This is a genomic window from Nocardia concava NBRC 100430, assembly GCF_000308815.1.
GTDB classification, from domain to species: domain Bacteria; phylum Actinomycetota; class Actinomycetes; order Mycobacteriales; family Mycobacteriaceae; genus Nocardia; species Nocardia concava.
In genome coordinates, this window is sequence record NZ_BAFX01000101.1 from 16,355 (window position 1) to 43,241 (window position 26,887).

At 69.2% G+C, this 26,887-nt stretch carries 15 protein-coding genes; 8 read left to right on the forward strand and 7 right to left on the reverse strand.

Translation table 11 applies throughout. The features are described from left to right. Positions 1-37: 37 nt before the first annotated feature. From ON43_RS42745 to ON43_RS23500, 4 genes are read left to right on the forward strand one after another with little or no spacing between them, the layout of a single operon-like run. On the forward strand, positions 38-13,381 hold the full coding sequence (locus ON43_RS42745; RefSeq protein ID WP_051179030.1) for a non-ribosomal peptide synthetase: 13,344 nt from the start codon (positions 38-40) through the stop codon (positions 13,379-13,381). 32 nt (positions 13,382-13,413) lie between these two features. Then, on the forward strand, positions 13,414-14,460 hold the full coding sequence (locus tag ON43_RS23490) for an ATP-binding cassette domain-containing protein (RefSeq protein ID WP_083913653.1): 1,047 nt from the start codon (positions 13,414-13,416) through the stop codon (positions 14,458-14,460). Further along, on the forward strand, positions 14,457-15,299 hold the full coding sequence (locus tag ON43_RS23495; RefSeq protein ID WP_051179032.1) for an ABC transporter permease: 843 nt from the start codon (positions 14,457-14,459) through the stop codon (positions 15,297-15,299). Before ON43_RS23490 ends, ON43_RS23495 begins: the two co-directional genes overlap by 4 nt. Then, on the forward strand, positions 15,299-16,120 hold the full coding sequence (locus ON43_RS23500; protein WP_040810909.1) for an ABC transporter permease: 822 nt from the start codon (positions 15,299-15,301) through the stop codon (positions 16,118-16,120). The genes ON43_RS23495 and ON43_RS23500 overlap by 1 nt, the downstream gene beginning before the upstream one ends. 16 nt (positions 16,121-16,136) lie before the next feature. Here ON43_RS23500 and ON43_RS23505 read toward each other — a convergent pair whose 3' ends face one another. Genes ON43_RS23505 through ON43_RS23515 form a run of 3 tightly spaced genes read right to left on the reverse strand, consistent with a single transcriptional unit; the run spans position 16,137 to position 17,791 of the window. After that, entirely contained in the window at positions 16,137-16,589 is a 453-nt protein-coding gene (locus tag ON43_RS23505; RefSeq protein ID WP_040810910.1) for a MarR family winged helix-turn-helix transcriptional regulator, read from the reverse strand. A 21-nt stretch (positions 16,590-16,610) separates the two neighbouring features. Next, a complete protein-coding gene (locus ON43_RS23510) occupies positions 16,611-17,267 on the reverse strand; it encodes a TetR/AcrR family transcriptional regulator (RefSeq protein ID WP_218003346.1) in 657 nt (218 codons plus the stop codon). Between the two features lie 2 nt (positions 17,268-17,269). Continuing rightward, positions 17,270-17,791: a cupin domain-containing protein gene (locus ON43_RS23515; protein ID WP_040810911.1), complete on the reverse strand. Its 522-nt coding sequence runs from the start codon at positions 17,789-17,791 to the stop codon at positions 17,270-17,272. 168 nt (positions 17,792-17,959) lie between these two features. Here ON43_RS23515 and ON43_RS23520 point away from each other — a divergent pair, with 168 nt between their 5' ends. After that, positions 17,960-18,472: a peroxynitrite isomerase gene (locus ON43_RS23520; protein ID WP_051179034.1), complete on the forward strand. Its 513-nt coding sequence runs from the start codon at positions 17,960-17,962 to the stop codon at positions 18,470-18,472. A 208-nt stretch (positions 18,473-18,680) separates the two neighbouring features. Then, the gene (locus ON43_RS23525) at positions 18,681-18,881 is read left to right on the forward strand and encodes a hypothetical protein (protein WP_040810912.1); all 201 of its coding nucleotides are present in this window, start codon (positions 18,681-18,683) and stop codon (positions 18,879-18,881) included. Between the two features lie 50 nt (positions 18,882-18,931). On the opposite strand, the gene ON43_RS23530 is transcribed toward ON43_RS23525, so the two are convergent. The 3 genes from ON43_RS23530 to ispG all read right to left on the reverse strand — a co-directional run bounded on the left by ON43_RS23530 (position 18,932) and on the right by ispG (position 23,226). Next, positions 18,932-20,731, reverse strand: coding sequence for a penicillin-binding transpeptidase domain-containing protein (locus ON43_RS23530; RefSeq protein ID WP_040810913.1), 1,800 nt, complete (start codon positions 20,729-20,731; stop codon positions 18,932-18,934). Between the two features lie 87 nt (positions 20,732-20,818). Next, the gene (locus ON43_RS23535; RefSeq protein WP_245568715.1) at positions 20,819-21,682 is read right to left on the reverse strand and encodes a GNAT family N-acetyltransferase; all 864 of its coding nucleotides are present in this window, start codon (positions 21,680-21,682) and stop codon (positions 20,819-20,821) included. 410 nt (positions 21,683-22,092) lie between these two features. Continuing rightward, on the reverse strand, positions 22,093-23,226 hold the full coding sequence (ispG, locus tag ON43_RS23540; RefSeq protein WP_373283476.1) for a flavodoxin-dependent (E)-4-hydroxy-3-methylbut-2-enyl-diphosphate synthase: 1,134 nt from the start codon (positions 23,224-23,226) through the stop codon (positions 22,093-22,095). A 207-nt stretch (positions 23,227-23,433) separates the two neighbouring features. Here ispG and ON43_RS23545 point away from each other — a divergent pair, with 207 nt between their 5' ends. Then, a complete protein-coding gene (locus ON43_RS23545) occupies positions 23,434-24,132 on the forward strand; it encodes an endonuclease V (RefSeq protein ID WP_040810915.1) in 699 nt (232 codons plus the stop codon). An 11-nt stretch (positions 24,133-24,143) separates the two neighbouring features. Here ON43_RS23545 and ON43_RS23550 read toward each other — a convergent pair whose 3' ends face one another. Further along, the gene (locus tag ON43_RS23550) at positions 24,144-25,688 is read right to left on the reverse strand and encodes a TerD family protein (RefSeq protein ID WP_040810916.1); all 1,545 of its coding nucleotides are present in this window, start codon (positions 25,686-25,688) and stop codon (positions 24,144-24,146) included. Positions 25,689-25,819: 131 nt separating this feature from the next. Between ON43_RS23550 and bioB the strand changes: the two genes are divergently transcribed. Next, entirely contained in the window at positions 25,820-26,884 is a 1,065-nt protein-coding gene (gene bioB, locus ON43_RS23555) for a biotin synthase BioB (RefSeq protein WP_040810917.1), read from the forward strand. Positions 26,885-26,887: the final 3 nt, after the last annotated feature.

Here is a 26,887-nt window from a genome sequence, read left to right on the forward strand (position 1 = left end):
CGCCGAATCTCTATAGCCCGCAGAAGGTTACAGCAGAATGGCTTCCAGTAGCACCCTGTCCGCTTCCACCCCTGCTGCTGGCGAATCAGCTGCGGCCTTCACCCTGTCCGCCGCCCAGCGCGGCATCTGGTTCGCCCAGCAGCTCGCCGGTGACACGCCGTTCTCGATCGCCCAGTACGTCGAGTTCACCGGCGCGTTCGATATCGAACTGCTGGCCGATGCGGCGCGGCGAGCCGGGCACGAGTTCGGCACCGGATACCTGCGGATAGTCGAAATCGACGATCTGCCTTGGCAAGTCGTCGATACCACGCTCGACGACCGGATCGAGACCGTCGACCTGAGCGGCGCGCCCGATCCGGAAGCCGCCGCCCGGGCCTGGATGCGCGCGGAGTACACCGCGCCGCTGGATCTGACCCGCGACCGGCTGTGCAAGGTCGCCATGCTGCGGCTGGCGCCCGATCGCTGGTACTGGTACTCGCGCTTTCATCACATCCTGCTCGACGGCGTCGGCGCGCTCACCATGCTGCAGCGCACCTCGGAGATCTACAACGCCGCCGCGCGCGGCGAGGAGGTTCCGGCCGGCAAGGCCGAACCGTTGCAGCGCATAGTGGAAGCCGATGCGGCATACCGGGATTCGGACAAGCTGCAGGCCGACCGCGACTATTGGCGCGAACATCTGACCGGTATGCCCGAACCCGCCCAGCTGGGCAAGCGCACCGGCGCGGTGGACGCCCACCCGCGGCTGCTGAGCGGCGCGCTGCCGGAATCGACGGCGGCCCTGCTGGATTCGGTGACGGCGGCGCTGTCCACCAGTCCGGCCCCCGTGGTGGTGGCCGCCTTCGCCGCCTATGTCGGGGCCATGACCGGAGCGGGCGAGATCGTGCTGAGCCTGCCGGTGTCCGGGCGCACCACCGCGACCCTGCGCCGCTCCGGCGGCATGGTCGCCAATGTGGTGCCGCTGCGGCTGCACCCCTCCCCCACCGCCACGGTCGGCGATCTCATCCGCGCCACCCAGGGTGAGCTGACCGCCGCCCTGCGCCGGCAGCGGTACCGGCAGGAGGACATCATCCGCGACCTCGGCTGGGCCATGGACGAGGTGGCCGGATTCGGGCCGACGGTGAACCTCATGCTCGCCGACACCCGCATCCGCCTGGGCGAGGTGACCGGGCAGCTGCACGTGCTGACCTCGGGGCTCATCGACGACCTGTTCGTGAACGTCTATCCGGGCACCGGCGGCGAGCGCACCCACATCGATTTCCAGGCCAATCCGAACCGCTACGCCGATACCGAGCTCGCCACCCTGCACGCGCGGTTCCTGGAGTTCCTGCACCGCTTCCTGGCCGGGGGCATCGAGGGGCGTCTGGCCGCGGTGACCGTGATCTCCGCCGAGGAGCGCGCCGAACTGGTGCCCGCGGTCGGCCGCGACGGCACCCGGCCGCACAGCCTGCCCGAGATCCTCACCGCCGGGGCCGAACGCGCGCCCTCGGCTATTGCGCTGCGCATCGACGGCACGGCCTATACCTATCGTGAGCTCACCGAGTACACGAACCGGCTGGCCCGCGTGCTGATCGCGGCGGGCGCGGGACCCGAACGGGTGGTGGCGATCTCGATCCCGCGGTCGGCGGAATCGGTGCTGGCCATGTGGGCGGTGGCACAGACGGGCGCGGCCTTCGTGCCCATCGATCCCGGGTATCCGATCGATCGCATCGAGCACATGATCGCCGACAGCGGTGTGGTCGCGGGTGTGACGGTGGCCGGATCGCGGGCGGCGCTGCCGGATCGGATCGACTGGCTGGTGCTCGACGATCCGGAGACCGAGAAGCGGCTCAGCGCAAGCGATTCCGGTCCGATCATTGATGCCGATCGCCGTGCGCCGGTGCTGCTGGACCAGGTGGCGTATCTGATCTACACCTCCGGTTCGACCGGCCTGCCCAAGGGCGTCGCGGTCACCCATCGCGGGCTCACCAATCTGGTGACGGGTTCCGGGGCCGCGTTCGGTGTCGGCTCGGATGCCGTGGTGGCGCACGCGGTCTCACCAAGTTTCGACATCTCGATCGAGGAGCTGCTGGTCGCGTTCGCGGTGGGCGCGACGGTGGCGGTGGTCCCGCCGACCGCCTACGCGGGCGACGATCTGGCTCGCGTGCTGCGGCAGCTGGAGGTCACGCATCTGAATGTGACTCCGGCCGTCGCGGGTTCGCTGGAACCGGATTCGCTGCCCCGGCTGCGGACCGTGGTGGTCGGCGGCGACTCCTGCCCGCCGGAGCTGCCGGTGCGCTGGGCCGGACGCTGCGTCCTCAATGGCTACGGCCCGACCGAGACCACGGTCACGGCCACCCTGAGCGCCCCGCTGGCCCCCGGTGATCCCATTACGATCGGCGCGCCCTCGCGTGGCGTCTCGGCGGTCGTGCTGGATCCGTGGCTGCGGCCGGTGCCGCCGGGCGTGGTCGGCGAATTGTATTTGAGCGGTGCGGGTTTGGCGCGCGGCTATCACCAGCGCATCGGGTTGAGCGCGGAGCGGTTCGTGGCCAGCCCGTTCGCGGCCGGGGAGCGCATGTACCGCACCGGCGATCTGGTGCGGTGGCGCCGGCGCAACGGCCGCTGGGAACTGGAGTACCTGGGGCGCGGTGACACCCAGGTGAAGGTGCGCGGGTTCCGGATCGAGTTGGGCGAGGTGGATGCGGCGGTGGCGCGGCATCCGGGCGTCGAGATGGCGATCACGGTGGGCGCGAGCACGCCGGGCGGGGCGACGGCGCTGGTGTCGTATGTGTTGGCGACGGACTCGGCGGTCGAGGCCGAGGCCGTGAAAGCGACAGTGGCCCAGCACCTTCCGGCGCACATGGTGCCGTCGGTGGTGATGGTGCTCGATACGCTGCCCCTCACCCCGGCGGGCAAGGTGGATCGCCGCGCCCTGCCGAAGCCCGATTACGGTACCCGGGCCCGGGCCGGTCGCGCACCCGCCACCGAGCGGGAAATCCTGCTGGCCGAGGTGTTCACCGCCGTTCTCGGCGTGGAATCGGTTGCGGCGGACGACAATTTCTTCGCACTCGGCGGTGACAGCATTGTCGCCATCCAGCTGGTGGCGCGCGCCAAGGCCGCCGGGCTCGGGCTGCGCGCCCGGGATGTGTTCGAGCACAAGACGGTTGCCGGGCTGGCGGCCGTGGCCACCGATGTGACCGCTCCGATCATCCAGGAGTTGCCCGGCGGTCCGGTCGGCCAGGTGCCGCTCACCCCCATCGTGCACGACATGCTGGCGCACAGCGATGCCTGGCCCAGATACGCCCAGGCCGTGCTGATCCCGCTGCCCCACGACATCGATCGCGGCCGCCTCGTCGCAGCGGTTCAGGCCGTGCTGGATCGTCACGATCTGCTGCGCAGCACCCTCACTCATACGTCGGCCAATGGCACCCGCGCCTGGGACTGGCGGGTCGGCGAGCCCGGTGGGATCGAGGCGGGGGCGCTCATCGAGACCGTCACCACCACCGCCGACAGCGACGGTGAGGACGAATTGCAGCGCGCGGCCGATCTTCTGGATCCGGCCGCCGGGATCGTGGCCCGCTTCGTACTGATCGAGCGCGGGGAGGCGCTGCCGCTGCTGTGGGTCGTGCTGCACCACCTGGTCACCGACGGTGTCTCCTGGCGCATCCTGCTGCCGGACCTGGCCACCGCGTGGGCGGGCGGCACGCTCGCTCCGGTCGGCACCTCCTTCCGGCGTTGGGCGCACGGCCAGGTCGAGCAGACGCCCGCCCGCGCGGGCGAGATCCCCGGCTGGCGAAGCATTCTCACCACCCCGGATCCGCGGCTGGGCACCCGCGCCCTCGATCCCGGGCTCGACACCGTGGCCACCATGGGCCAGCTGCGGACCGTGATCGATTCCGATACCACCACGGCCGCACAGGAACTCATTCCGACGCGCTTCCACTGCGGGCTCGACGACGCGCTGCTGGCCGCGCTGGCCATGGCGGTCGGCCGGATTCGCGGCACCCAGCGCACCCTGCTCACGGTGGAGGGGCACGGGCGCGAGGAGTCGATCCTGCCGGGGGCCGATATTTCGCGCACGATCGGCTGGTTCACCAGCGTGTTCCCGGTGGCGCTGGATCTCAGCGATATCGATCTCGACGATGCCTTCCGGGGCGGCCCGGCCGCGGGCGCGGTGCTCAAGGCCGTGAAGGAACAGCTGCGGGCCATCCCGGACAAGGGTGTCGGTTTCGGCATGCTGCGCTACCTCGATGCCGAGACCGCGGCCGAGTTCGCGGGTGCGCCGACGCCGCAGATCAGCTTCAACTATCTGGGCCGGACCGGGGCCGGGGTGGAGCATCCCGGTGGCGCGGAAACACCGTGGGTGCCGGTCCGATTCGCCTCCACCCAGGACGACAGCGCGCCGCTGGCGGCGGTCGTCGATATCAATGCCTTCCATACGGCCGCCGGGCTGGAGGTGACCTGGGCCTACGCGTCGCGGGTGCTCGGGGCGGCCCAGGTCCGGGAACTGGCGCGGCTGTGGGGGCGGGCGGTCACCGCGCTGGTCACCCATGCGCGGCATGCCGGGGCGGGCGGGCATACGCCGTCGGACTTCCCGCTGGTCGCCGTGTCGCAGCGGCAGCTGGACGAGTGGGAGCGCACATACCCGTCGCTGGCCGACGTGTGGCCGCTCTCGCCGCTGCAGTACGGACTGCTCTTCCACGCGCGCTACGACACCGATACCGCCGACGGCTACACCGTGCAGACCCAGCTCACCCTGGCCGGGCGGGTGGATGCGGCCCGCCTGCGCACCGCGGCCGCGGCGCTGCTGGACCGGCACGAGGTGCTGCGGGTGGCCTATGTCGAGACCACCGACGGGCCGCGGCAGCTGGTGCTGGGCGAGGCCGAAATACCTTGGCAGGAGCTCGATCTCACCACCATCGCGGAACCGGCCGAACGGCAGCGGGAACTGGCCCGGCTGATCGCCGTGGACGCGGGCACTCGCTTCGATCTGGCCCGGCCGCCGCTGCTGCGGTTCAGCCTGATTCGCACCGACGCCGAGGCGTACACGCTCCTGATGACCAATCACCATCTGGCACTGGATGGTTGGTCGACGCCGCTGGTGGTGCGGGAGCTGCTGGCCGGGTACCTGGCCGCGGTCACCGGGCATGAGATTCCGCAGACACCGGCGCATTCCTATCGCGAATTCCTGGGCTGGCTGGGTGAGCAGGACGATGCCGCGTCGCTGGCCGTCTGGACCGAGGCGTTGGCCGGGGTCGATTCCCCGACTCGGGCGGTGCCGACCCTGGCGGGCATCACCTCCACCGAATCCGGCATGGTCTCGGTGGACTTCGACACGGTACGCCTGGAGCGGCTGACCGGCACCGTGCGCGAGACCGGCGCGACGGTGAACACTGCGGTGCAGGCGGCGTGGGCGCTGCTGCTGGCCATGCTCACCGGCCGCACCGATGTGGTGTTCGGCGGCACCGTCTCCGGGCGGCCACCGCAGCTGGCCGGGGTCGAGGAGATGGTCGGCCTGTTCATCAATACCCTGCCGGTACGGGTGCGGCTGGAACCCGGTGAACGGGTGGGCGATCTGTTGGCGCGGGTGCAGGGCGAGCAGGCGCGGCTGCTGGATCATCAGCACGTCGGGTTGGCGGCCATTCATCAGGCGGTGGGGCTGCCCGAGCTGTTCGACACGCTGACCGTGTTCGAGTCCTATCCCATCGATCGCGAAACGCTCTCGCGGGCACTGGATATCGCGGGGATGCGCATTCTCGACGTGTCGGGTACCGATGCGACGCCATATCCGCTCAACCTGATGGTGATTCCGCAGCGCGCCGCCGACGGCAGCGAAAGCCTGACCATCACCATCAAATTCATGGCCGACGAGCTGCCCGAGGCGGCGGCGCGGCGGCTGCTGGACCGGTTCGTGCTGCTGCTCAACCAGATCGCCGACCATCCGCAGCGCCGCATCGCCCAGTTGCAGCATTGCGATCCGATCGAGCGGGCGCAGCTGCTGCCGGTGCGCGGCGGCGAGGCCACTCCCCTGCGCACCCTGCCCGACATCCTGGCCTCGGGAGCCCGCGCCAATCCGGATGGCATCGCGGTGAGCTCCGGCGAGCTCAGCATGACCTACCGGGATCTCGACTCGTGGTCGAACCGGTTCGCGCGAATCCTGTTGCGGCGCGGGGTCGGTCGCGAGACGTTCGTGGTGCTGGCGCTGACCCGGTCGGTGGAGTCGGTGGTCGCGGTGTGGGCGCTGGCCAAGACCGGGGCGGCGTTCCTGCCGCTGGATCCCAACTATCCGGTCGAGCGGATCGAGCACATTCTCACCGATTCGCGGGCCCCGATCGGGGTGACGGTGTGCGAGGTCGGCGAGACGCTGCCGGGCAGCATCGACTGGCTGCTGCTCGATGATCTCAACACCATTCGCCGGGTCATGACGGTTTCCGACGCGCATATCACCGATGCCGAGCGCGGCGGGCCGATCAACCTCGCGCAGACGGCGTACCTCATCTACACGTCGGGGTCGACGGGTAAGCCCAAGGCCGTGCTGCTCAGCCATCGCGGGCTGGCCAATCTCGTTGCCTCCCAGCAAAGTCTGCTGGACTTGGATGAGACGACCAGTGCGCTGCAGGTGGCCTCGCCCAGTTTCGACGCGTCGGTGCACGAGCTGCTCATGGCCCACGGGGCCGGCGGCCGGCTGGTGATATCGCCGCCGGATGTGTACGGCGGCAGCGCGCTCGAGGAGCTGCTGCGCACCGAGAAGGTCACGCATGCGGTCATCACACCGTCGGTGCTGGCCACCATGAATCCCGAAGGGCTCGAGGACCTCAGCTGCCTGTCGGTGGCCGGCGAGGCGGCCGGGACGGAACTGGTGGCGGCCTGGTCGGCCGGGCGGCGCATGGTGAACCTCTACGGCCCAACGGAATTCAGCGTGTGGGCGACCGGTCCCGGTGAGTTGCTGCCCGGGGAACCCATCACCATCGGTGCGCCCATTCGGGGTGCGGCGGCCATGGTGCTCGACACCTGGCTGCGGCCGGTTCCCGTCGGCGTGACCGGGGAGCTGTATCTGGCGGGACCCGCCCTGGCGCGCGGCTATTTCAACCGATTCGGGCTCACCGCAGCACGTTTCGTGGCGAATCCGTACACCCAGCACGGGGCGCGCATGTACCGCACCGGCGACATGGTGCGCTGGGTCGAGGTCAAGACGGCCGACGGCGCGCAACTGGAACTGGAGTACCAGGGGCGCAGCGACTTCCAGGTCAAGATCCGCGGCCTGCGCATCGAACTCGGTGAGATCGACGCGGTACTGGGGGCCGACGAGCAGGTCGAATACGCCGCCACCATCGGCTGCCCGGGACCCGCCGGGCAGACCGTGCTCGTCTCGTATGTGGTCGCCGCACCCGGCCACACCCTCGACACCGAAGGGCTGCGGACCCGGGTGGCCGGGGCGCTGCCCGGCTACATGGTGCCCAGCTACCTCATCGAACTCGACGACGTCCCGCTCACCCCGGTCGGCAAGCTCGACCGGAATGCCCTGCCCGCACCGGATTTCGCCACCCTCGACGAGCGGTACCTCGCGCCCCGCAGCCCCATCGAGACGGCGGTCGCGAAGGTGTTCGCGGAGGTGCTCGAGACCGAGCGGGTCAGCATCGACCGCTCCTTCTTCGACCTCGGCGGCAACTCACTGATCGCCACCCGAGTGGTGGCGCGCGTAAATGCGGCGCTCGGCGCGACCATCGCCCTGCGCGACCTCTTCGACGCGCCGACGGTCGCGCAACTCTCGGCGCGCATCGTGCCCGGCACCGAGATCGCGGGCCTGCCGGCGCTTGCCCCACGCATCCGCCCCGACCGGATCCCGTTGTCGCCCGCGCAGCAACGCATGTGGGTGCTCAACCGGCTCGACCCCACCTCCGCCGCCTACAACATCACCGCGGCCCTGCGCCTGACCGGCGACCTCGACGTCGACGCGCTGCGGCAGGCTGTAGCCGACGTCGTGCTGCGCCACGAAACCCTGCGCACCCTCTACCCCGCCGACGCCGACGGGCCGCGTCAGGTCGTGCTCAGCGCCGACGCGGCCGCGCCCGCCATCGAATTGGACGACGTGGAAGACGGTGCGCCACTGCGGAAACGGATCGAGGACCTGACCGGCACCGGCTTCGACCTCACCCGGGAGGCCCCGCTGCGCGTCGGCCTGCTCCGCATCGTCACACCGCCGCATGGTGCGGACGCCTCTCGTCATCCCGGCGTGCTTTTGGCCGGGATCCATCCGACCGCAGTGGATTCCGGCCAAGAGCACGCCGGAATGACGGGGGGATCATCCCGCACGGCGCGCAACGGAGCGGCCGTCACCCACGTCGTTGTCCTCGTGGTCCACCACATCAGCGCGGACGGGTCCTCGATGGCACCGCTGGCCACCGATCTGATCACCGCGTATCTGGCGCGGAGCACAGGTATCGAGTCCGACCGGCCGCCATTGCGGGTTCAGTACGCCGACTACTCGATGTGGCAGCGGGAGCTGCTCGGGGACGAGAAGGATTCGGAATCCCGGGCGGCACAGCAGATTCGGTACTGGAGCGAGCGGCTGGCGGCCACTCCGGACGTGCTGGAGTTGCCGACGGATCGGCCGCGGCCCGCGGTGCAGAGCATGCGGAGCACCGATCTGGAGTTCCGGCTCGACGGCGGATTGCACTCGGCGCTCACCGAATTGGCGGCGGCGACCGACACCAGCCTGTTCATGGTGCTGCATGCCGCGCTGGCGGTGCTGCTGTCGCGGATGGCGGGGACGCACGATGTGCTGATCGGCACCGCGGTAGCCGGGCGCGGAGAGGCCGCGCTCGACGATCTCGTCGGGATGTTCGTCAATACCCTGGCATTGCGCACGCCGGTCGATCCGGCCAAGGGGTTCCGGGAATTCCTCGGCGAGGTGCGGACCACCGATCTGGATGCCTTCGCGCACGCGGAGGTGCCGTTCGAACGGCTTGTGCAGGTGCTGGATCCGCCGCGCTCGACCGCGCAGCACCCGCTGTTCCAGGTGTCGCTGTCGCTGCAGAACTTCACCCCGCCGGCCGTGGAATTTCCGGGGCTGCGGGTCGAGGTCGAGCCCATCGAGCGGGATGCCTCGCAGTTCGATCTGACCTTCGATCTGCGCGCGCCGCTGCCCGGCACGGACTCCGCGGGGCTGGACGGAACGCTCACCTTCGCCACCGATCTGTTCGACGAGGCCACGGCGGCCCGGCTGGTCACCCGCTGGCAGCGGATACTCACCGCCATCACCGCCGATCCCGGTGTGCGGCTGTCGGATATCGACCTGCTCGACGCGGCTGAGCGCCGGGCCCTGGTGCCTTTGCGCGGGCCGGGGCATGCCGGAATCACCACCCTGGCCCAGGTTTTCCGGGCCGCGGCCACCGCGCACCGGCTGTGCCCGGCCATCGTCGCCGACGGGCGGGCGGTGTCCTATCGGGAGCTGGATACCGCATCTCAGCGCCTGGCCATGCAACTCTCGGCCGCCGGTGCCGGATCGGAAAGCATTGTGGCGTTGGCGCTTTCGCGAGGCACGGAGCTGCTCACCGCGATCTGGGCGTGCGCGAAGGCCGGGGCGGCGTTCCTGCCCATCGATCCACGCCATCCGCTGGACCGCATCGATCACATGCTGACCGATTCGCGCGCGGTGCTCGGACTCACCACGAGCGCGCACCGGGGGCTGCTGCCCGATACCGTCGGGTGGCTGGTGCTTGATGATCCCGCCGCGTCGAGTGTGCGGATCACCCTGGGGCAGGGCCGGATTCGAGCGATGGGCAGCCATCCGGATCAGCCCGCGTGGCTGATCTACACCTCGGGCTCCACCGGTACGCCCAAGGGCGTGTCCGTCTCGCATCGCGGCATCGCCGACCTGGTGCGGGCGCAGCGTGAACTGCTGTCCCTGGGCGAGCACTGCCGCGTGCTGCAGGTCGCGTCACCGAGTTTCGACGCGTCCGCCTTCGAAGCGCTCATGGCGTTCGGGTCCGGCGGCACCGCGATTGTCGCGCCGCCGGACGTCTTCGGCGGCCAGCCGCTGACCGATCTCATTGCGGCACAGGGCGTCACGCACCTGGTTATCACACCGTCCGCGCTGGCGACGCTCGATCCGGACGCGGTGTCCAGCGTTCGGGTGCTGGCGGTGGCGGGCGAGGCCATCGGGCCGGATCTGGTGGCGCGCTGGGCGACCGGGCGGACCTTGATCAACCTGTACGGTCCGACCGAATTCACCATCTGGGCAACGGCTTCCGAGCCGCTGATCGCGGGGCAGCCGGTGACCATCGGCACCCCGATCCGCGGGGCGGGCACCCTGGTTCTCGACGACCGGCTGCGGCCGGTGCCCATGGGCGTGGCCGGGGAACTGTACCTGGCCGGACCGGCCCTGGCCCGCGGCTACCACAACCGGCCCGGGCTCACCGCGGCCCGCTTCGTACCCGACCCGTACGGGCGGCCCGGGGAACGGCTCTACCGCACCGGCGACCTCGTGCGCTGGACCGGATACCTCGACGAACCCCGCCTGGAATACCTGGGCCGCACCGACTTCCAGGTCAAGGTGCGCGGGCAGCGCATCGAGCTCGGGGAGATCGACGCGGCGCTCTCCGCCGCCGAAGGCGTCGAGTTCGCGGTCACGCTGGGCGTTCCCGGGCCGGGCGGCGCCACCGCGCTGGCCGCCTACCTGTTGGCCGAGCCCGGCCGCACGGTCGATCTCGCGGCCGTGCGCGCCCATGCCGCCGACCGGCTGCCCGGGTACATGGTGCCGTCGGCGTTCGTGGTCCTCGACGCGATCCCGCTCAACGCGGTCGGCAAGCTGGACCGCCGCGCGCTGCCCGATCCGGTCTTCGAGTCCGAGACCGAATACCGGGCTCCGACAACCGATCTCGAAACCGTGCTCGCGGAGATCATCGCCGAACTGCTGGGCCGCGACCGGGTCGGCGTACACGACTCGTTCTTCGCGCTCGGCGGCGACAGCATCCTGGCCATTCAGCTGGTCTCACGCGCGCGGCTGCGCGGCATCGAACTCACGCCATTGCAGGTGTTCGAGCATCGCACCGTCGCGGCCCTGGCGGCGCTGGCGGCGGCCGCGGGCGAGACCGTCGTGCTCGAGGAGCTGCCCGGCGGCGGGGTCGGCGAGATTCCACTCACCCCGATCGCGCGCTGGATGCTCGAACGCGGCGGCGATCACCGCAGATTCGCGCAGACCGCGGTGCTGGAACTGCCGCGCGGCATCGGCCGCGAACAGCTCGTCGCCACCGTCACCGCGGTCGTCGACCAGCACGACATGCTGCGCGCCCAGCTGGCTTTCATCGACGGCGACTGGCGGTTGCGGACCCGCCCGCCCGGCGCGGTGGATGTCGACCGGCTGCTGCACCGCATCGAATTCGATACCGGCGACAGTGTCGAACTGCGCGAATACGCGGTCACCGAACTGGATTCCGCGCTCGGGCGGCTCGATCCCGACAGCGGGACCGTGCTGCAACTGGTGTGGCTGGATCCCGCGCCGGACAGCCCGCCCGAACGCCGGGGGCGGCTCATCCTGGTGGCCCACCACCTGGTGATCGACGGCGTGTCGTGGCGGATCCTCATTCCGGATCTCATTGCCGCGTGGGCGCAGATCAGCGGCGGCGCGGAACCGATCCTCACCGAGACCGGAACCTCGGTGCGGCGCTGGGCCTATGCCCTCGACGAGGCCGCCCGGCAACCCCGCCGGACCGGGGAGCTGGACTACTGGCGCGATATCGCCGCCACACCCGACCCGCGCATCGGCGCTCGGGAACTCGATCCGGCCGTGGATCGTGTCGCGGCCGTGCGCGAGGTCGAGGTCGAGGTCGACGCGGAGACCACCGCGACACTGCTCACCACGCTGCCCGCACTGTTCGACGGCACCGTCGAGGACGCGCTGCTGGCCGGGCTGGCCCTGGCCATCCGGCGCTGGCGCATGGAGCCGATCGAGGCGGTGCTGCTGCGGCTCGAAGGCCACGGGCGGCAGCAGGAGATCATTCCGGGCGCGGATCTCTCGCGCACGCTGGGCTGGTTCACCACCGTGTATCCGGTGCGACTCACGCTGTCCGACATACCGATTCGCGACGCGCTCGCGGGCGGGCCGTCGATGGGCGATGCCATCCGCGCGGTGAAGCATCAGCTGGCGGAGGTGCCGGACAAGGGCATCGGGTACGGCATGCTGCGCTACCTGAACCCCGACACCGCCGCCGAGTTGCCCGCCCGGGTGCCCGGCCGGATCGGGTTCAACTATCTCGGCCGCTACGCCACCGCCGACATTCCAGCGGGCCTGGAGGATCTCGGCTGGCTGCCCACCGACGAATTCGGCGACCTGCACGCCACCGAGCATCCCGACGTGCCCGTCACCGCCGAGATCGAGATCAACGCGGTCGTGGTCGGGGATCGGCTGCAGGCCAGTTTCAGCTTCCCCGAAACCCTGCTGCCCCGGCACGAGATCACCATGCTGGCCCACCTGTGGGTCGACGCGCTGTCCGCCGCAGCGGCTTTCGCGCAGTCACCGGCCGCCGAACTCGCCGCCGAGGCCGAACGGCAGTTCATGATCGAGCTCCGCGAGAAGCAGGCCGCCGCGGAACTGGCTGCCACGCGGGCGGATTCACAACCCGGGCTGGGGTTGGACGTGGTGCTGCCCATCCGGCCGGGCGGCGACGAGCCACCGCTGTTCTGCATCCACCCGTCCTCGGGCATCGCCTGGACCTACCTGGGTCTCGCCGACGCCCTGTCGCCGGGGCGGCCCATCTACGGCCTGCAGGCCCCCGACCTGTCCGGGGAACCGCACGCCCGCAGCATCGCCGACTTCGCCGACCGCTACGTGGCCGAAATCCGCCGACTGCAACCGCACGGCCCCTATCATCTGCTCGGATGGTCCTTCGGCGGCCTCATCGCGCACGCCGTGGCCGCCCAGTTCGAGGCAACCGGAGACGAGGTCGCCACCCTGGCCCTGCTCGACGCGGACAGCACCGATATCGACGGCGGCAGCATCGACAAGCTCACCGCCGGATCCTTCGTCGCCACCTTCGGGTCGGTCTTCGGGATCACCGACATCCCGGCCGACACCACCGCCGAACAGGCCGCGGCCATGATCAGCGAACGCATGGGCGGTGTTTCGCTGGTCGACGCCGAGACCCTCGAACGCATGGCGGCCTCCTACAACGCCTCCGCCGACACCCGCACCGGGTATCAGCGGCCCGTATTCCATGGCGACGCACTGTATTTCAGCGCCACCGTGCACTCGTCCGACATCTTCGGCCCGGACGGCTGGCGGCCCTACATCACCGGGACCATCAGCAATCACGACATCGACGTCAGCCACGAAGAACTCACCGCGCCGCACGCGCTGGCGGCCATATCTCGCATTCTCGACACACATTGGGGACGGACGCCGTGAACATCGACAGTGGCAAACCCGATACAACACACGTGAAAACCAGTACGGTCCTCGACGGCGTGGTCGTCGAGAACGTCGAGAAATCCTTCGGCGCGGTGCAGGCGCTACGCGGGATCACCTTCAAGGCCGCGCCCGGTGAAGTGCTCGGCATCCTCGGGCCCAACGGGGCGGGCAAGACCACCACGGTCAATATCCTGTCCACGCTCATCGCGCCCGACGCCGGACGGGCCATGGTCGCCGGGCACGATGTGGTCGCCGACGCGGCCGCGGTGCGGCGGTCGATCATGCTGACCGGGCAGTTCGCGGCGCTGGACGACGCGCTGTCGGGCTACGAGAACCTCGTCATGTTCGGGCGGCTCATGGGTTTGCGCAAGCGCGCGGCCCGGGCGCGGGCCGACGAACTCGTGGAGGAATTCGATCTGGTGCAGGCCGCCGGACGGCGCGTCGGGACCTACTCCGGCGGTATGCGGCGGCGCATCGACATCGCCTGCGGGCTCGTGGTGCGGCCCGAGGTGGTGTTCCTCGACGAACCCACCACCGGGCTGGATCCGCGCAGCCGCCAAGGGGTTTGGGATCTGGTCGGCGGCTTCCGCAAGCACGGGATCACCACGCTGCTCACCACCCAGTACCTGGAAGAGGCCGACGCACTGTGCGATCGGATCATCGTCATCGACCACGGTGTGGTCATCGCCGACGGCACCGCCGATGAACTGAAGGCCCGCACCGGCGGCAGCTACTGCGAGATCGTGCCGCTGCGCATGGAGGATCTGCCCTCGATCGCCCGCGCACTCGGGGACATGCTGCCCGCCGCCAATCGTGAAGCGCTGACCGGCGATTCGGATCGGATCACCATTCCCGCGCCGGAAGGGGCCAAGACTCTGGCCGAGGCGTTGCGGCGGTTGGACTCGGCCGGAATGGAACTGGTCGACATCGCGCTGCGGCGGCCCTCGCTCGACGACGTGTTCCTGGAACTCACCGGGCACATCGCCAAGACCGAAGAGCCGGAAGACGATTCGCCGTCCGTGCGATTCCGGACCCCGGACGGGCGCTACACCTCCGAGGATCGGACCCGGGCATGAGCGCCGACACGGCCGTCGCCGAGGCGCCCGGCAACTGGCTCACCGACCTGCGCGCCACCCCGGCCACCCTGGCCCAGTGGTGGGTGCTCACGGTGCGGCTCATCGCGCCCTCCATCCAGACCGGCGAGATCGCCACCGCCATCCTCGCGCCCATCACCTTCACCGTCAGCTTCTACATCCCGCTGAATCGCGTGATGACCTTCGCCGGACTGGGATTCAGCAGCTACGCGCAGTTCATGGCGCCCATCGTGATCCTGCAGGCCGCCGCCTTCACCGCCGTGTCCGCGGCGTTCCGGGCCGCCACCGACGCGGTGTCCGGGCTCGACCGGCGCTTCGACGCCATGCCCATGCATCCGCTGGTGCCCGCCGCGGCGCGCATGTCCTCCAACGTCTTCCGGCTCGTGATCGGCATGATCTCCGCGGTCATCAGCATCTACGTGATCGGCTTCCGCTTCGCCGGCGGCGCCGCGCACACCCTCGGATTCCTCGCGCTCGGCATGCTCATCGGCTTCGCGTTCTGTCTCGGCGCGGACGCCATCGGCACCTTCACCCGCAGTCCGGAGGCCACCTCGCAGATGCTGGTGCTGCCGCCGCTCATCCTCGGCATGCTCTCCACCGGTCTGGCCCCCGCCCACCAATTCCCGCACTGGGTCCAGTTCTTCGTGCGCAACCAGCCCGTCTCGCAGTTCGCCGAGGGCCTGCGCGCGCTCGGCGGCGACACCCTCGGCAAGGCCCATCCGGTCACCTGGGGGCTGATGACGCCGCCGCTGCTGTGGATCGCCGCCATCCTCGCGGTGTCCGGCTACTTCATCGCCCGGCAGAACCTGAAGAGGTCGTGATGGCAACCCTCGACCGCCCCGCCGCCGATGACACCCTCGTCTTCCACGAGGCCTCCACCCCGGCCCTGTTGCGCCACACCTGGATTCAGGCGCAACGCCTGCTGGTCCGCTGGGCCCGCGATCCCGTCACCCTGCTCGAAACCCTCATCGTCCCTTGCCTTTTGCTATTGATGCTCGACATCGTTGTGGGCTCCCAGATCCAGAAGTTCTCCGGCCACAGCGCCCTCTACGGCTCGACCCCCATGGTCACCCTGGTCGGCGCGCTGTCCGGCACCGTCGCCAGCGGCGTCATGCTCGGCCGCGAACGCGAGGCGGGCATCCTCGCCCGCTTCTGGGTCCTGCCTGTCCACCGCGCCTCCGGCCTGGCCGCCCGCATCCTCGCCGAGGGCTGCCGCATCTTCGCCGGCACCGTCGTCATCATCCTGTTCGGCATGGCCCTGGGCTTCCGCTTCCGCGAAGGCCCCCTGCAAACCTTCGCCTTCCTCTGGATCCCGGTCCTCTTCGGCCTGGCCTTCGCGACCATGGTCACCGCCATCGCCGTCTTCACCGCCAAATCCACCTTGGTCGAAGCCGTCGCCCTCCTCTCCTCCCTCCTCATGTTCTTCAGCTCCGGCTTCGTCCCGCTCCTGGCCTACCCCAAGTGGATCCAACCGGTGGTCCAGCACCAGCCCATGTCGGTGGCCGTCGAAACCATGCGAGCCCTGGCCGAAGGCGGCCCAGTCGCGAGCCCATTGATCCAAACCATCGCCTGGTCCCTCGGCCTGATCGCCGTCTTCGCCATCCCCGCCGCCTACGGCTACCGCCGAGCCAGCCGCCGCTGAGCAGAACCCGCTCGGGTCAGGGCCGATGCTCATTCTCGAGGAGCCGGACCAGATTCCGCAGGAGCGATCGCAGGGCCTCGAGCTCCTCCGGCCCGGCCAGTTCGGCCCAGTGCTGCTCGATCCGATTTCCGGCGGCGACGGCCAGCGGCCGGACGGCGCGGCCGCGGTCGGTGAGGAAGACCAGATGTGATCTGCGGTCGCGCGGATTCGGGCGGCGTTCGAGGTAGCCGCGGCCCTCGAGCCGATCGATCGCCTCGGCCATGGTCTGCTTGCGCACCCCGGTGCGCAGGGCCAGCCCGCCCGCAGTGATGCCCTCGTCGGGAACATGCGGAAAGGCCTTGGCATCACCGGGCCGGAGGTCGTCGAAGCCCGCATCCCGAATCGTGGTCTCGACGGCGTTGGCGTAATGCCGCCGCAGCAGCCCGGTGAGCATGGCGATGCGCGGGCGTTCCGGAAGATCCACGGACATATCGACAATCGCCTGTCTGCGCTAGGCGTCGGGGGCGGAGCGCACGGCGGGCCAGAGCGTGGCCGCGAGTACGTCTGCCAGACCGCGTCGGGTATCGGCGTCATCGCCGCGCAGGAACGCACCGAAGTACGCGCCGAACACCATGGTGGCGATGGCCCGGGTGTCGATATCGGATCGGATGGCACCGCGGTCGCCGAGTTGGCGCAACAGCTCTTCGACCTGGCGGGCGCGCGGCTCGATGGCCCGTTCGACGACATGCGCGAGCAGTTCCGGCACACGCTCGGATTCGCTGATGAACCCGCTCAGCAGAAGGATCGCGTCGGGGTTGCGGTAGCAAGGATCGGCGCGGCGGATGACTTCGGTGAACACCTCGCGGGGCGTCGAGTCATCGAGCGGGAACGGCGGGGTGGCCGCGGTCTGGGCGCGCAGTCCATGGTCGAGGGCGTCGATGACGAGTTCGAGCTTGCCCGGCCAGCGCCGGTAGAGGGTGGGACGGGTGACCCCGGCATCGGCGGCGATATCGCCCAGCGCCATCTGGGAGTAGCCGTCGGTGACCAGGCGGCGGCGGGTCGCGAGCAGGATGGCCTCGTCCACGGCGGGGTCGCGGGGCCGCCCGCCGCGCGGACCAGATTTGGGCGCCCGCGGCGGCTCGGTGGATTCCATACGCTGCTCCGTCATGGTCAGAGATTGTGGTGGGCAGGCAGATTGAGGCCGTACCGGGCGACGATGTCATCGAACCATTCGGGGTTACCGTAGGTCAGCCCGTACCGGGCGGCCAGGTCCTGGAACGCGGCGGGGGCGGTGCCATCGGTCGCCATCAGATCACTGAGTTCGCTGAAATAGCGTTCGAAGCCGCCGGGAACGATGATCTCGATGATCCGGCCCGGGGTGTCCCCCGCGTTCCACATGGCGTGCATCTCGCCGCGCGGTTTGATCACGTAGCCGCCCGGTCCCACCACCGCCTCGGCGTCGCCGGACCGGAACCCGATCTGCCCCTCCAGAACAATGGAGTACTCGTCCTCACGGCTGTGCATGTGCGGCGGCGTGATCATGCCGACGGAGAAGGGATGCTCCACCATCGACACCGCACCACCGGTGCTCTGGCTGTCGAACTTGAAATCGGCGCCGAAACCGGGGATCGGAAAGCTCCTGCCCGCACCGGGCTGCACGATGGTGAAGGGCGGAATTACGTTGTGGTTCACAGTGTTTCGCTTCGCTGTAGTTATATTACGTGCACTGACTGTAACGTAACTGGCGGAAGCCGGCAACCACAGCGATCACGCCCGGGCCACACCGCTGATCCAGGCCCCTTTCCGTAAATAGTGGTGTGCGGGCGCGTCGAGCGGGTACCGAGATCGATTGGGCCGATTATGCTGGCCGCCGTGCTCGAAGCCGAAAATCCCGTTGCGCCGCATCCCGATATCGCCCATCTCGCTCCGCTGCTGGGGACCTGGCGGGGGCGTGGGCAGGGGGAATACCCGACCATCGAGTCGTTCGAGTACCTGGAGGAAGTGCACTTCGGGCACGTCGGGCGGCCGTTCCTGACCTATCGGCAGCGCACCCGGGCCGCCGACGGTAGTCGGCCCATGCACAGTGAGACCGGGTATCTGCGGGCCACCGGGCCCGATCGGATCGAGTTGATTCTGGCGCACCCGACGGGGATCACCGAGATCTGCGAGGGGCGGCTGGTGAACGAGGACGGGGAATTGCGGCTGGAGCTCGATTCCACCTCGATCGGGTTGAGCAGCAGCGCGAAGTCGGTGACCGCGCTCGGGCGGACCATCACCGTCGCGGGTGACACGCTCGAATACTCGCTGCGGATGGCCGCGGTCGAGCAGCCGCTGACCCATCACCTCGCCGCCACCATGCAGCGCAGCAACTGACGGTAAACATCCGATACCGATTCAGGCAAGGGTCTACTACACACCCCAGGTAGTGGCTGTGTTGCGGGCCACGGGCGGGTTGCCCCGGCATAACTGACCGATTACCGTTTCGTGCATTGGCAAACAGTCAGCCAACCCTAATGAGCACCGGGCAACCGAATAACCCCATTCGGTCTCCCTGACTCATCCCCAAACAAGGGAGAGGGACATGAAGCGCTCGGCCCTTTTGCTAGTCACCACCGCGGGAATGATCCTCGCCGGAGCCGGAGTCACCGAAATCATCGGCGACGCCTCCGCGGACGGACCACCCACCAAGGCCCTGGCCGAACAACGCTTCGTCACCGACGGAGTCGGCAACCTCCCCCCCGCCGCCTGCCTCCGCCTCGACAGCCAGTACGGCGAACGCTGAAACGTCGAATGACGCTCGGCCGCTCCACTTCTCAGTAGCCGGTCCATTCTTCAGTAGCCCGCGGGCAGGGCTGTCAGCATGTCGCGGGTGACCGCCACCGCGTTGTCCGAGCTGCCGCCGCGCACCACGAGGGTGGCCCAGGCCATATCGCCGCGGTAACCGATGAACCAGGCGTGCGAACCACCGTCCACCTCGGCCTCACCGGTCTTGCCGTAGACCTCGCCCTGGTCGACGATGCGTTCGGCGGTACCGCCGAGCACCACTTTGCGCATCATGAGGCGCAGGCCGTCGATGACGTCGGGGGTCAATTGGGGGTGGTCGCCGGAGACCTGGGTCGGGTGGCCCGCGATCAGGTACGGCACCGGGGTCGAACCGCGGGCGACCGTTGCCGCCACCAGAGCCATGCCGAATGGGCTGGCCACCACCTTGCCCTGGCCGATGCCGTCCTCGGCGCGCTGCACCAGGTCGTCGTCGGGGGGCACCGAACCCGAGACCGTGGGCAGGCCCGCCACCGTGTAGTCCGGGCCCAGGCCCAGAGCCGATGCGGCCCTGCGCAGATCCTCGCCGCCGAGCTCCGAGGCGATCTTGGCGAAGGATGTGTTGCAGGAGCGCTCGTAGGCGGTGGCCATCGAGACCGTGCCCACGCTGAACAGGTCGTAGTTGGGAATCGTGCGCTCCCCCACCACGATCTGGCTCGGGCACGGGACCGAGGTGTCGGGGGTGGCGTGGCCGGCGGTCATGGCCGCGGCGGCGGTCACCGTCTTGAAGGTCGAGCCGGGCGGGTAGAGGCCGGTCGCGGCGACCGGGCCGTCGGCGTCGGCGGCCTCGTTCTGGGCGATGGCCAGGATCGCGCCGGTGGAGGGTTGCAGCACCACCATCATGGCCTGCTCGGTGCGGGCGTCGACCGAGTGCTGGGCGGCGTTCTGGACATTGCGGTCGACGCTGAGCGAGAAGGACGGGGAGGTCTCGGGATCGACCTCCTGGAGCACATCGGTGTCGACGCCGTTCGCGTTGACGGTGACCACGCTCCAGCCCGCCTTGCCGTCGACCTCGTCGATGACGGTCTTGCGGACCTGGGTCATCAGGTCCGGGGCGAAGCGGCGGTCGGTGGGGACCAGATCGAATTCCTTGCTGAAGGTGACCCCGGGCAGGCCCAGCAGCTCCGAATTGACCTCGCCGAACTCCCATTCCGTGAGCAGGGCCGCGGTGTAGGGGCCGTCGGACTTGCGGGCCGCGGACAGCAGCGAATCGGGGGTGAGGTGTTCGTCGAAGCGGCGCAGCGCATTCGCCAGGGTCACCGAGACACCGCGGGCGTCGGCCGACGGGGACGGCTTGAACTTCACCCGGTACAGCGAGCCCGGCACCATCACATCGCTGCCCGAACGCTCGTTCACGCGGGCGCGCGGGGCGGGGTTCGAACGTAGTTGCAGCGTCTGGGTATTGCCGAGCCGCGGGTGGATGTCGGCGGAGGTCCAGCGCACCTCCCAGCGGCCCTCGGTGCGGCCCATCTGCAGCTGACCCTTGTAGGTCCAGACGCGATCCTTGGGCAGATGCCACTGGTAGGTGTAGTCGACGATGGCGGTGTCGTCGGTGACGCGGGCATTGTCGGTGGTGGCCACCAGCTTCTCGGCCTGCAGCTGATCCCAGGCCGAAGCCATTGCGGCGCGGGCCTTTTCGGGTTGGCTGGTGCGGTCGGCGGCCGCGTCCAGGTCGTGGTCGGCGAAGGCGGAGACGAACGCCTCGGCGGACTGGGCGGGACCCTGCGGACCCGACGAGCACCCGGCGGCGAAGGCGGCGACCGGGAGGGCGACCGCGGTGGCGATCAGCGTGGAGAAGACCCGTGGTGACATCGGGTCAGATGCTAGAGCCAACTATCGGCAAACCGGTGCGACACACTGCACCGGAACGGATTTCACGACTACATCACAGGGAGTTCTTCAGTCCAGCAGCACGGTCGCGAACGTGGCGATTTGCCGGAATCCCACCTTTTGATAGGCGCGGCGCGCAACCTCGTTGTAGCAGTTGACATACAGGCTGGCCGTGCGGCCCGAGGACACCACGACATTCGCGACGGTCGCGGTACCGGCCGTGCCATGGCCCTGACCACGCTTTTCCGGATGCACCCAGACGCCCTGGATCTGCCCGGTCCGCCGCGAGAGCGCGCCCACCTCGGCCTTGAAGACCACCTCGCCGTCCTCGAAACGCGCCCAGGCCCGGCCGGATTCGATGAGGCTCGACACCCGGCGGCGATAGCTGCGGCCGCCGTCGCCCGCGCGCGGGTCGATGCCGATCTCCTCGGTGAACATGGCGACGGCTGCGACCATGTAGCGATCGATCTCCTCGGGCCGCACCCGGCGCACCCGGAGATCGGGAGCCAGATTGGCGGGCCGCTCCAAGGCCAGCAACGGCTGATCCTCGCGCAGCTCGCGCGCCGGGCCCCAATGGTCGCTCAGCATCTCCCACAGCGGCAGCGCCAGCTCGCGGCGGCCCACCACCGACGAGCACAACCGCGGGCCCTTGACCGCCCGGTCGGCGAAGGCCTTCATATCCTCGCGACTACCCCGCAGCGGCACCAGATTCGCCCCCGAGAAGCACAGCGACTCCGCCGGACCGCCACGGCTCCACAGCTCCCCGTACGCCCCGCGCGGGTCCAGCCCGTACTCCTGCAGGCGCGCGGCGACCATGCAGGTCGCGACCGGATCGGCGTCCAGCACGCGCAAAACCTGGGTCAGATCGCGGTTCGCGAGCTGACGGGCCCCGGATATCCGGCCCCGGCGAGTCGGCTCCAGCACACTCCGCACGCTCACAGCCTGCCAGAACTTCCCCACCCGCGCCGCCCGATTGCCCCCAACCCACCAGTAACCAGCGAAAACCCCAAACCCCCACACCCCGAACCGACCAGTCCGCGCCGCACTTCGCATCCGGCCCGCGGCGTCCTCGCCATCCAGCCCGCGGCGTCCTCGCCATCCAGCCCGCAGCGCCTTCACCATCCGGTCCGCAGCGCCTCGTCATCCCGGCATGCTTCTTGGCCGGGATCCATACCGGCCGGGCCACAGCCTGTTCCAGTGGATTCCGGCCAAAAGCACGCCGGAATGACGAAGCCGGACCGACGCCGGAATGACGAGGCCCGGTCACGGCCGTCTATCTGGATGGGCGTGGCATGCGAACGGCCCGGTCCGCAGGGGACCGGGCCGTTGGAATCGGTGGGTGGCTAGCCCGCGGTGACGACCGGGGCGCCGGTGCCGGCCTCGTCGCCCATGTCCTCGGCGAGGCGCATGGCCTCCTCGATGAGGGTTTCGACGATGAGGTGTTCGGGGACGGTCTTGATGACCTCGCCCTTGACGAAGATCTGGCCCTTGCCGTTGCCGGAGGCGACGCCCAGGTCGGCCTCGCGGGCCTCGCCGGGGCCGTTCACGACGCAGCCCATGACGGCCACGCGCAGCGGGACCTCCATGCCTTCCAGACCGGCGGTGACCGCGTTGGCCAGGGTGTAGACGTCGACCTGGGCGCGACCGCAGGACGGGCAGGAGACGATCTCGAGCTTGCGGGGGCGCAGGTTGAGCGACTGCAGGATCTGGGTGCCGACCTTGATCTCCTCGGCGGGCGGGGCCGAGAGGGAGACGCGGATGGTGTCGCCGATGCCCTCGCTCAGCAGCGCGCCGAAGGCGACGGCGGACTTGATGGTGCCCTGGAACGCCGGGCCGGCCTCGGTCACACCTAGATGCAGCGGGTAGTCGCATTTGGCGGCGAGCTGGCGGTAGGCCTCGACCATGACGACCGGGTCGTTGTGCTTGACCGAGATCTTGATGTCGCCGAAGCCGTGCTCCTCGAACAGCGACGCCTCCCACAGCGCGGACTCCACCAGCGCCTCGGGGGTGGCCTTGCCGTACTTCTCCAGCAGCCGCTTGTCCAGCGATCCGGCGTTGACGCCGATGCGCAGCGGGATGCCCGCGTCCCCGGCCGCCTTGGCGACCTCCTTGACGCGGCCGTCGAATTCCTTGATGTTGCCCGGATTCACGCGCACCGCAGCGCATCCCGCGTCGATGGCGGCGAAGATGTAGCGCGGCTGGAAGTGGATGTCGGCGATCACGGGGATCTGGGACTTCTTGGCGATGGTCGCCAGCGCGTCCGCATCCTCCTGACGCGGGCACGCCACACGCACGATGTCGCAGCCGGACGCGGTCAGCTCCGCGATCTGCTGCAGGGTGGCATTGATGTCATGGGTCTTGGTGGTGGTCATCGACTGGACCGAAACGGGGAACTCGCTGCCCACTCCGACATTGCCCACCATCAGCTGGCGCGTCTTGCGCCGCGGTGCGAGGACGGCCGCCGGTGCGGCCGGCATCCCCAAAGCGATGGCACTGCTCACGATCGGCTGCCTACTTTCGACTAAGTCCTCACCCTTACCGGCTCCGAGCTTACCGAGGCTCGAATACCGGTCGCCCTGTGACGGCGGCGACAAGGGTACCCGCGCCGGATGCAGGACTCGGAATCGGCCGGGGCCTACAGTTCTTATTCGTTGCAAGTGACGTGAAGGTTTACGGTCTGAATTGTGAAGGTAGCGAAACCGGATTCGTGGCCCACCAGCCCCGAAGAGGCTGTGGCACTGCAAGATCTCCTGCGCACCCGGGTGGTCGCCGAAAATCCTCGGCCACCTCGTTTCCGGACGGTAGCGGGTCTCGACTCGGCCTACGACGATGCGGGCAACGTGGTCGCCGCCATAGTGGTGTTGGACGCCACAACCCTGGAAACCGTCGAGGTCGCCACCGCCCGCGGCACCACCGACTTCCCCTACGTCCCCGGCCTCCTGGCCTTCCGCGAACTCCCCACCACCCTCGCCGCCCTCGAAAACCTCACCGTCACACCGGATCTGTTCGTCTGCGACTCCCAGGGCCTGGCCCACCCCCGCCGCTTCGGCTTCGCCTGCCACCTCGGCCTCCTCACCGGCATCCCCACCCTCGGCGTGGCCAAGAACGCCTGGGGCGACTACGACGAACCCGGCCCCGAGCGGGGCTCCTCCAGCGTGATCACCATCGACGGCGACCCGGTCGGCCGCGCCCTCCGCACCCGCACCGACGTGAAACCGGTCTTCGTCTCGGTCGGCCACCTCATCGACCTCGACACCGCCTGCACCCAGGTCCTAGCCCTCACCCCCGAATACCGCCAACCCGAAACCACCCGCCGAGCCGACCACCTCTGCCGCCAACTCCTCCGCGACATCGCCGCCACCGGGGCGGCTCGCCAGGACTGACCCCGTCGGCCCTACATCCGCGCGCCCTTGGCCAGATTGCAGCGGCGGCAAAGGATTTGCAGATTGTCGACACTGGTCGCACCGCCCCTGCTCCAGGGGATGACGTGGTCGAATTCGAGGTATTCCTGGGCGCCGCACTCGACGCATTTGCCGCCGTCGCGCTGCCAGACCCGGGTCTTCACATCTTGCGGAATCGCCCGGGAGTCCCGTTCGCCCGGTGCGAGCACGAGACGTTTGGCGACCCGCAGCGTGCCTTCCAGCACCGCGGCGACGTATTCGGCGTCGGGCACGCGGTAGCTGCCGCCGCCCTTGGCGGTGGTGGCGGCGATGACGACGGTGTCGTACTCGCGCCGGATGGAAACGATCTTGGTCCAGGGCAGTTCGGCTCCGGCCCCGGTTCCGATGAAGCGCAGCTTCTTGCTGCTGCCGATGAGCCGTCCGGTGCTGTGTTTCGGGCCGCTGGCGAGGTGTCTGATCTGCACCGCGTTCACGTCCACGTGCAGCAGTTCGTCGGCCTCGAGGTGCAGGTCGGGGCGATTCACGCGGGGCAGCTCACCGGCCTTCACCTGGGTGAGCGCTCGACCACGCAGCATCCGCTGCCGCAGCTGTTCGATGGGCCGGCCCATGGCGGACAGATCCGCCGCGGCGTGCAACTCGGCGACGGTGCGATCGAAATCGTCGAGCTCCCCCTGCTCGATCTCGTTGTCCGCGAAGGCGAAAGCCACCACTCGCTCGAGGTGCGCCAAGGCCAGCGGCCGCAAGGCCTCGCGACCGGCCAGATCGCTGATCATCTGGTAGCGCAACATGATCCAGAGTTCGTCCCAGCGCGGCCCGCGCGGACCGGTCGCGGTGAGGACCTGCCAAGCCTGAGCGCGCCAGGTCTCCAGTATCTGCCCGTACGTCGCCGGGTCGTGTGGCGGATGCGACTTCCAGCGCTCCTCGGTCCACGCCGTGCCGCTCCACCACCGCAGCCGATCCGGATCCCCCGGCATCTCGTACCAGCCCGGCGCCAACGCGACCGGCGGCGGAACGCTCGCCTCCGGCGACGGTAGCGGGTCATCGTCCACCGTGACGCCGAATTCCTCTGCGAGACCACGCAATCCGCTGTCCCAGCCCTGCCCCACGGCGCGGAATCGCCAGCCGCCCGCGCGCCGATAGAACTCGCCGAGGACCATGGCCTGCACTGCGTCCATGCGCGACACCGCGTATCGGAGCACGGGCCGCCCGGCCTCCTGAACGCTCAGCGCCAGCCCCGGAATCTCCCGAAACGAACCGGCGGCAACCGATCCCGCGATCACGACCCGATCGACTCCGGATTCGATTCCCCGCAGGTCCACCGCCAGAACCGCTCGCCCGGCCGTAACCTCTTGCAGCACTACGGCTCCGGACGGATGCCGGGGCGCGTTGAAGAAGACGAAATCGTCATCGGATCGGATCCGCCCCGTCTCGGCCAGTAGCAGTGCTTGCGGATCGACCTCCTGCCCCGAACCCCATTCCAGCACCACCGAGACGGCCGATGCGGCCACGCGCGTATTCGCCCCACGCGTCAACTCCACGACGCAAACCCCAATTCCTCGTGCGCATTTCGCTACCGGGACACAGTACTCATCCACCCTGACACGCGGACGAGTCCGCTGCACACAGCCATACTTGAACAGTGTTCAAGCTCGAGGTAGGTTGCGTTGGCATGACGAGTGGATTGTTGAACCTGTTGGCGGACAAGGCGTTACGGAAGGTGGCTCCCACGAGGGCGGAAGGGTTGGCGCTGTTGGCGGGTTCGGAACCGCTGATCGACGTGATCGCCGCGGGATCACGGGTGCGGCGCGAGTTCTTCGGGATGCGCGTCAAGCTGAACACGATCATCAATATGAAAAGCGGTTTGTGTCCGGAGGATTGCGGCTACTGCTCCCAGCGCCTCGGTTCGAAATCCGAGGTCCTCAAGTACTCGTGGATTTCACCGGACGAAGCGGCTCGGATCGCTGATCGCGCGATCGGCGCGGGCGCGAAGCGGGTTTGCCTCGTCGCCAGCGGGCGGGGGCCCGGCGAGCGCGACATCACCCGGATCGAAAACACCATCGCCGCAATCAAAGCCGACAATCCGAACGTCGAGATCTGCGCGTGCCTGGGGTTACTGAACGAGGGACAGGCCGAACGGCTCGCGGCGGCGGGTGCGCACGCCTACTCCCACAACCTCAATACGGCGGAAGCCCGCTACTCGGAGATCTGCACGACGCACACCTTCGCCGACCGAGTGGACACGCTCGCACGCGCCGGTGCGGCCGGATTGTCGCCGTGCTCCGGGGCGATTTTCGGCATGGGCGAGTCCGATGCGGACATCGTCGATGTGGCCATCGCACTGCGCGAACTCGACCCGGACTCGGTGCCGGTGAATTTCCTGATTCCATTCGAGGGCACCCCGCTGGGCGACCGGTGGGACCTCACCCCGCAGCGCTGCCTGCGCATCCTCGCGCTGTTCCGGTTCTTCTTCCCCGACGTCGAGGTCCGGCTCGCGGGCGGTCGCGAGATCCACCTGCGCAGCCTGCAGCCCTTGGCGCTGCACCTGGCCAACTCGATCTTCCTGGGCGACTACCTGACCAGCGAGGGCCAGCCCGGCGTCGACGACCGCCAGATGATCAGCGATGCCGGATTCACCATCGAGGGCGCGGACGAGCAATCACTCCCGCAGCCTCGCCACGACCTCGTCGCGCTGCGACGCCGAGGCGCGGGAACAGACCTGCCCGCCAACTCCTGAGGC

Excerpts from the sequence above, each read along its gene's own strand:
- ON43_RS42745 (WP_051179030.1), top strand. The coding sequence starts at position 38 with ATGGCTTCCAGTAGCACCCTGTCCGCTTCCACCCCTGCTGCTGGCGAA.
- ON43_RS23495 (WP_051179032.1), top strand. The coding sequence starts at position 14,457 with ATGAGCGCCGACACGGCCGTCGCCGAGGCGCCCGGCAACTGGCTCACC.
- ON43_RS23500 (WP_040810909.1), top strand. The coding sequence starts at position 15,299 with ATGGCAACCCTCGACCGCCCCGCCGCCGATGACACCCTCGTCTTCCAC.
- ON43_RS23505 (WP_040810910.1), bottom strand. The coding sequence starts at position 16,589 with ATGTCCGTGGATCTTCCGGAACGCCCGCGCATCGCCATGCTCACCGGG.
- ON43_RS23510 (WP_218003346.1), bottom strand. The coding sequence starts at position 17,267 with ATGACGGAGCAGCGTATGGAATCCACCGAGCCGCCGCGGGCGCCCAAA.
- ON43_RS23520 (WP_051179034.1), top strand. The coding sequence starts at position 17,960 with ATGCTGGCCGCCGTGCTCGAAGCCGAAAATCCCGTTGCGCCGCATCCC.
- ON43_RS23525 (WP_040810912.1), top strand. The coding sequence starts at position 18,681 with ATGAAGCGCTCGGCCCTTTTGCTAGTCACCACCGCGGGAATGATCCTC.
- ON43_RS23530 (WP_040810913.1), bottom strand. The coding sequence starts at position 20,731 with ATGTCACCACGGGTCTTCTCCACGCTGATCGCCACCGCGGTCGCCCTC.
- ispG (WP_373283476.1), bottom strand. The coding sequence starts at position 23,226 with ATGCCGGCCGCACCGGCGGCCGTCCTCGCACCGCGGCGCAAGACGCGC.
- bioB (WP_040810917.1), top strand. The coding sequence starts at position 25,820 with ATGACGAGTGGATTGTTGAACCTGTTGGCGGACAAGGCGTTACGGAAG.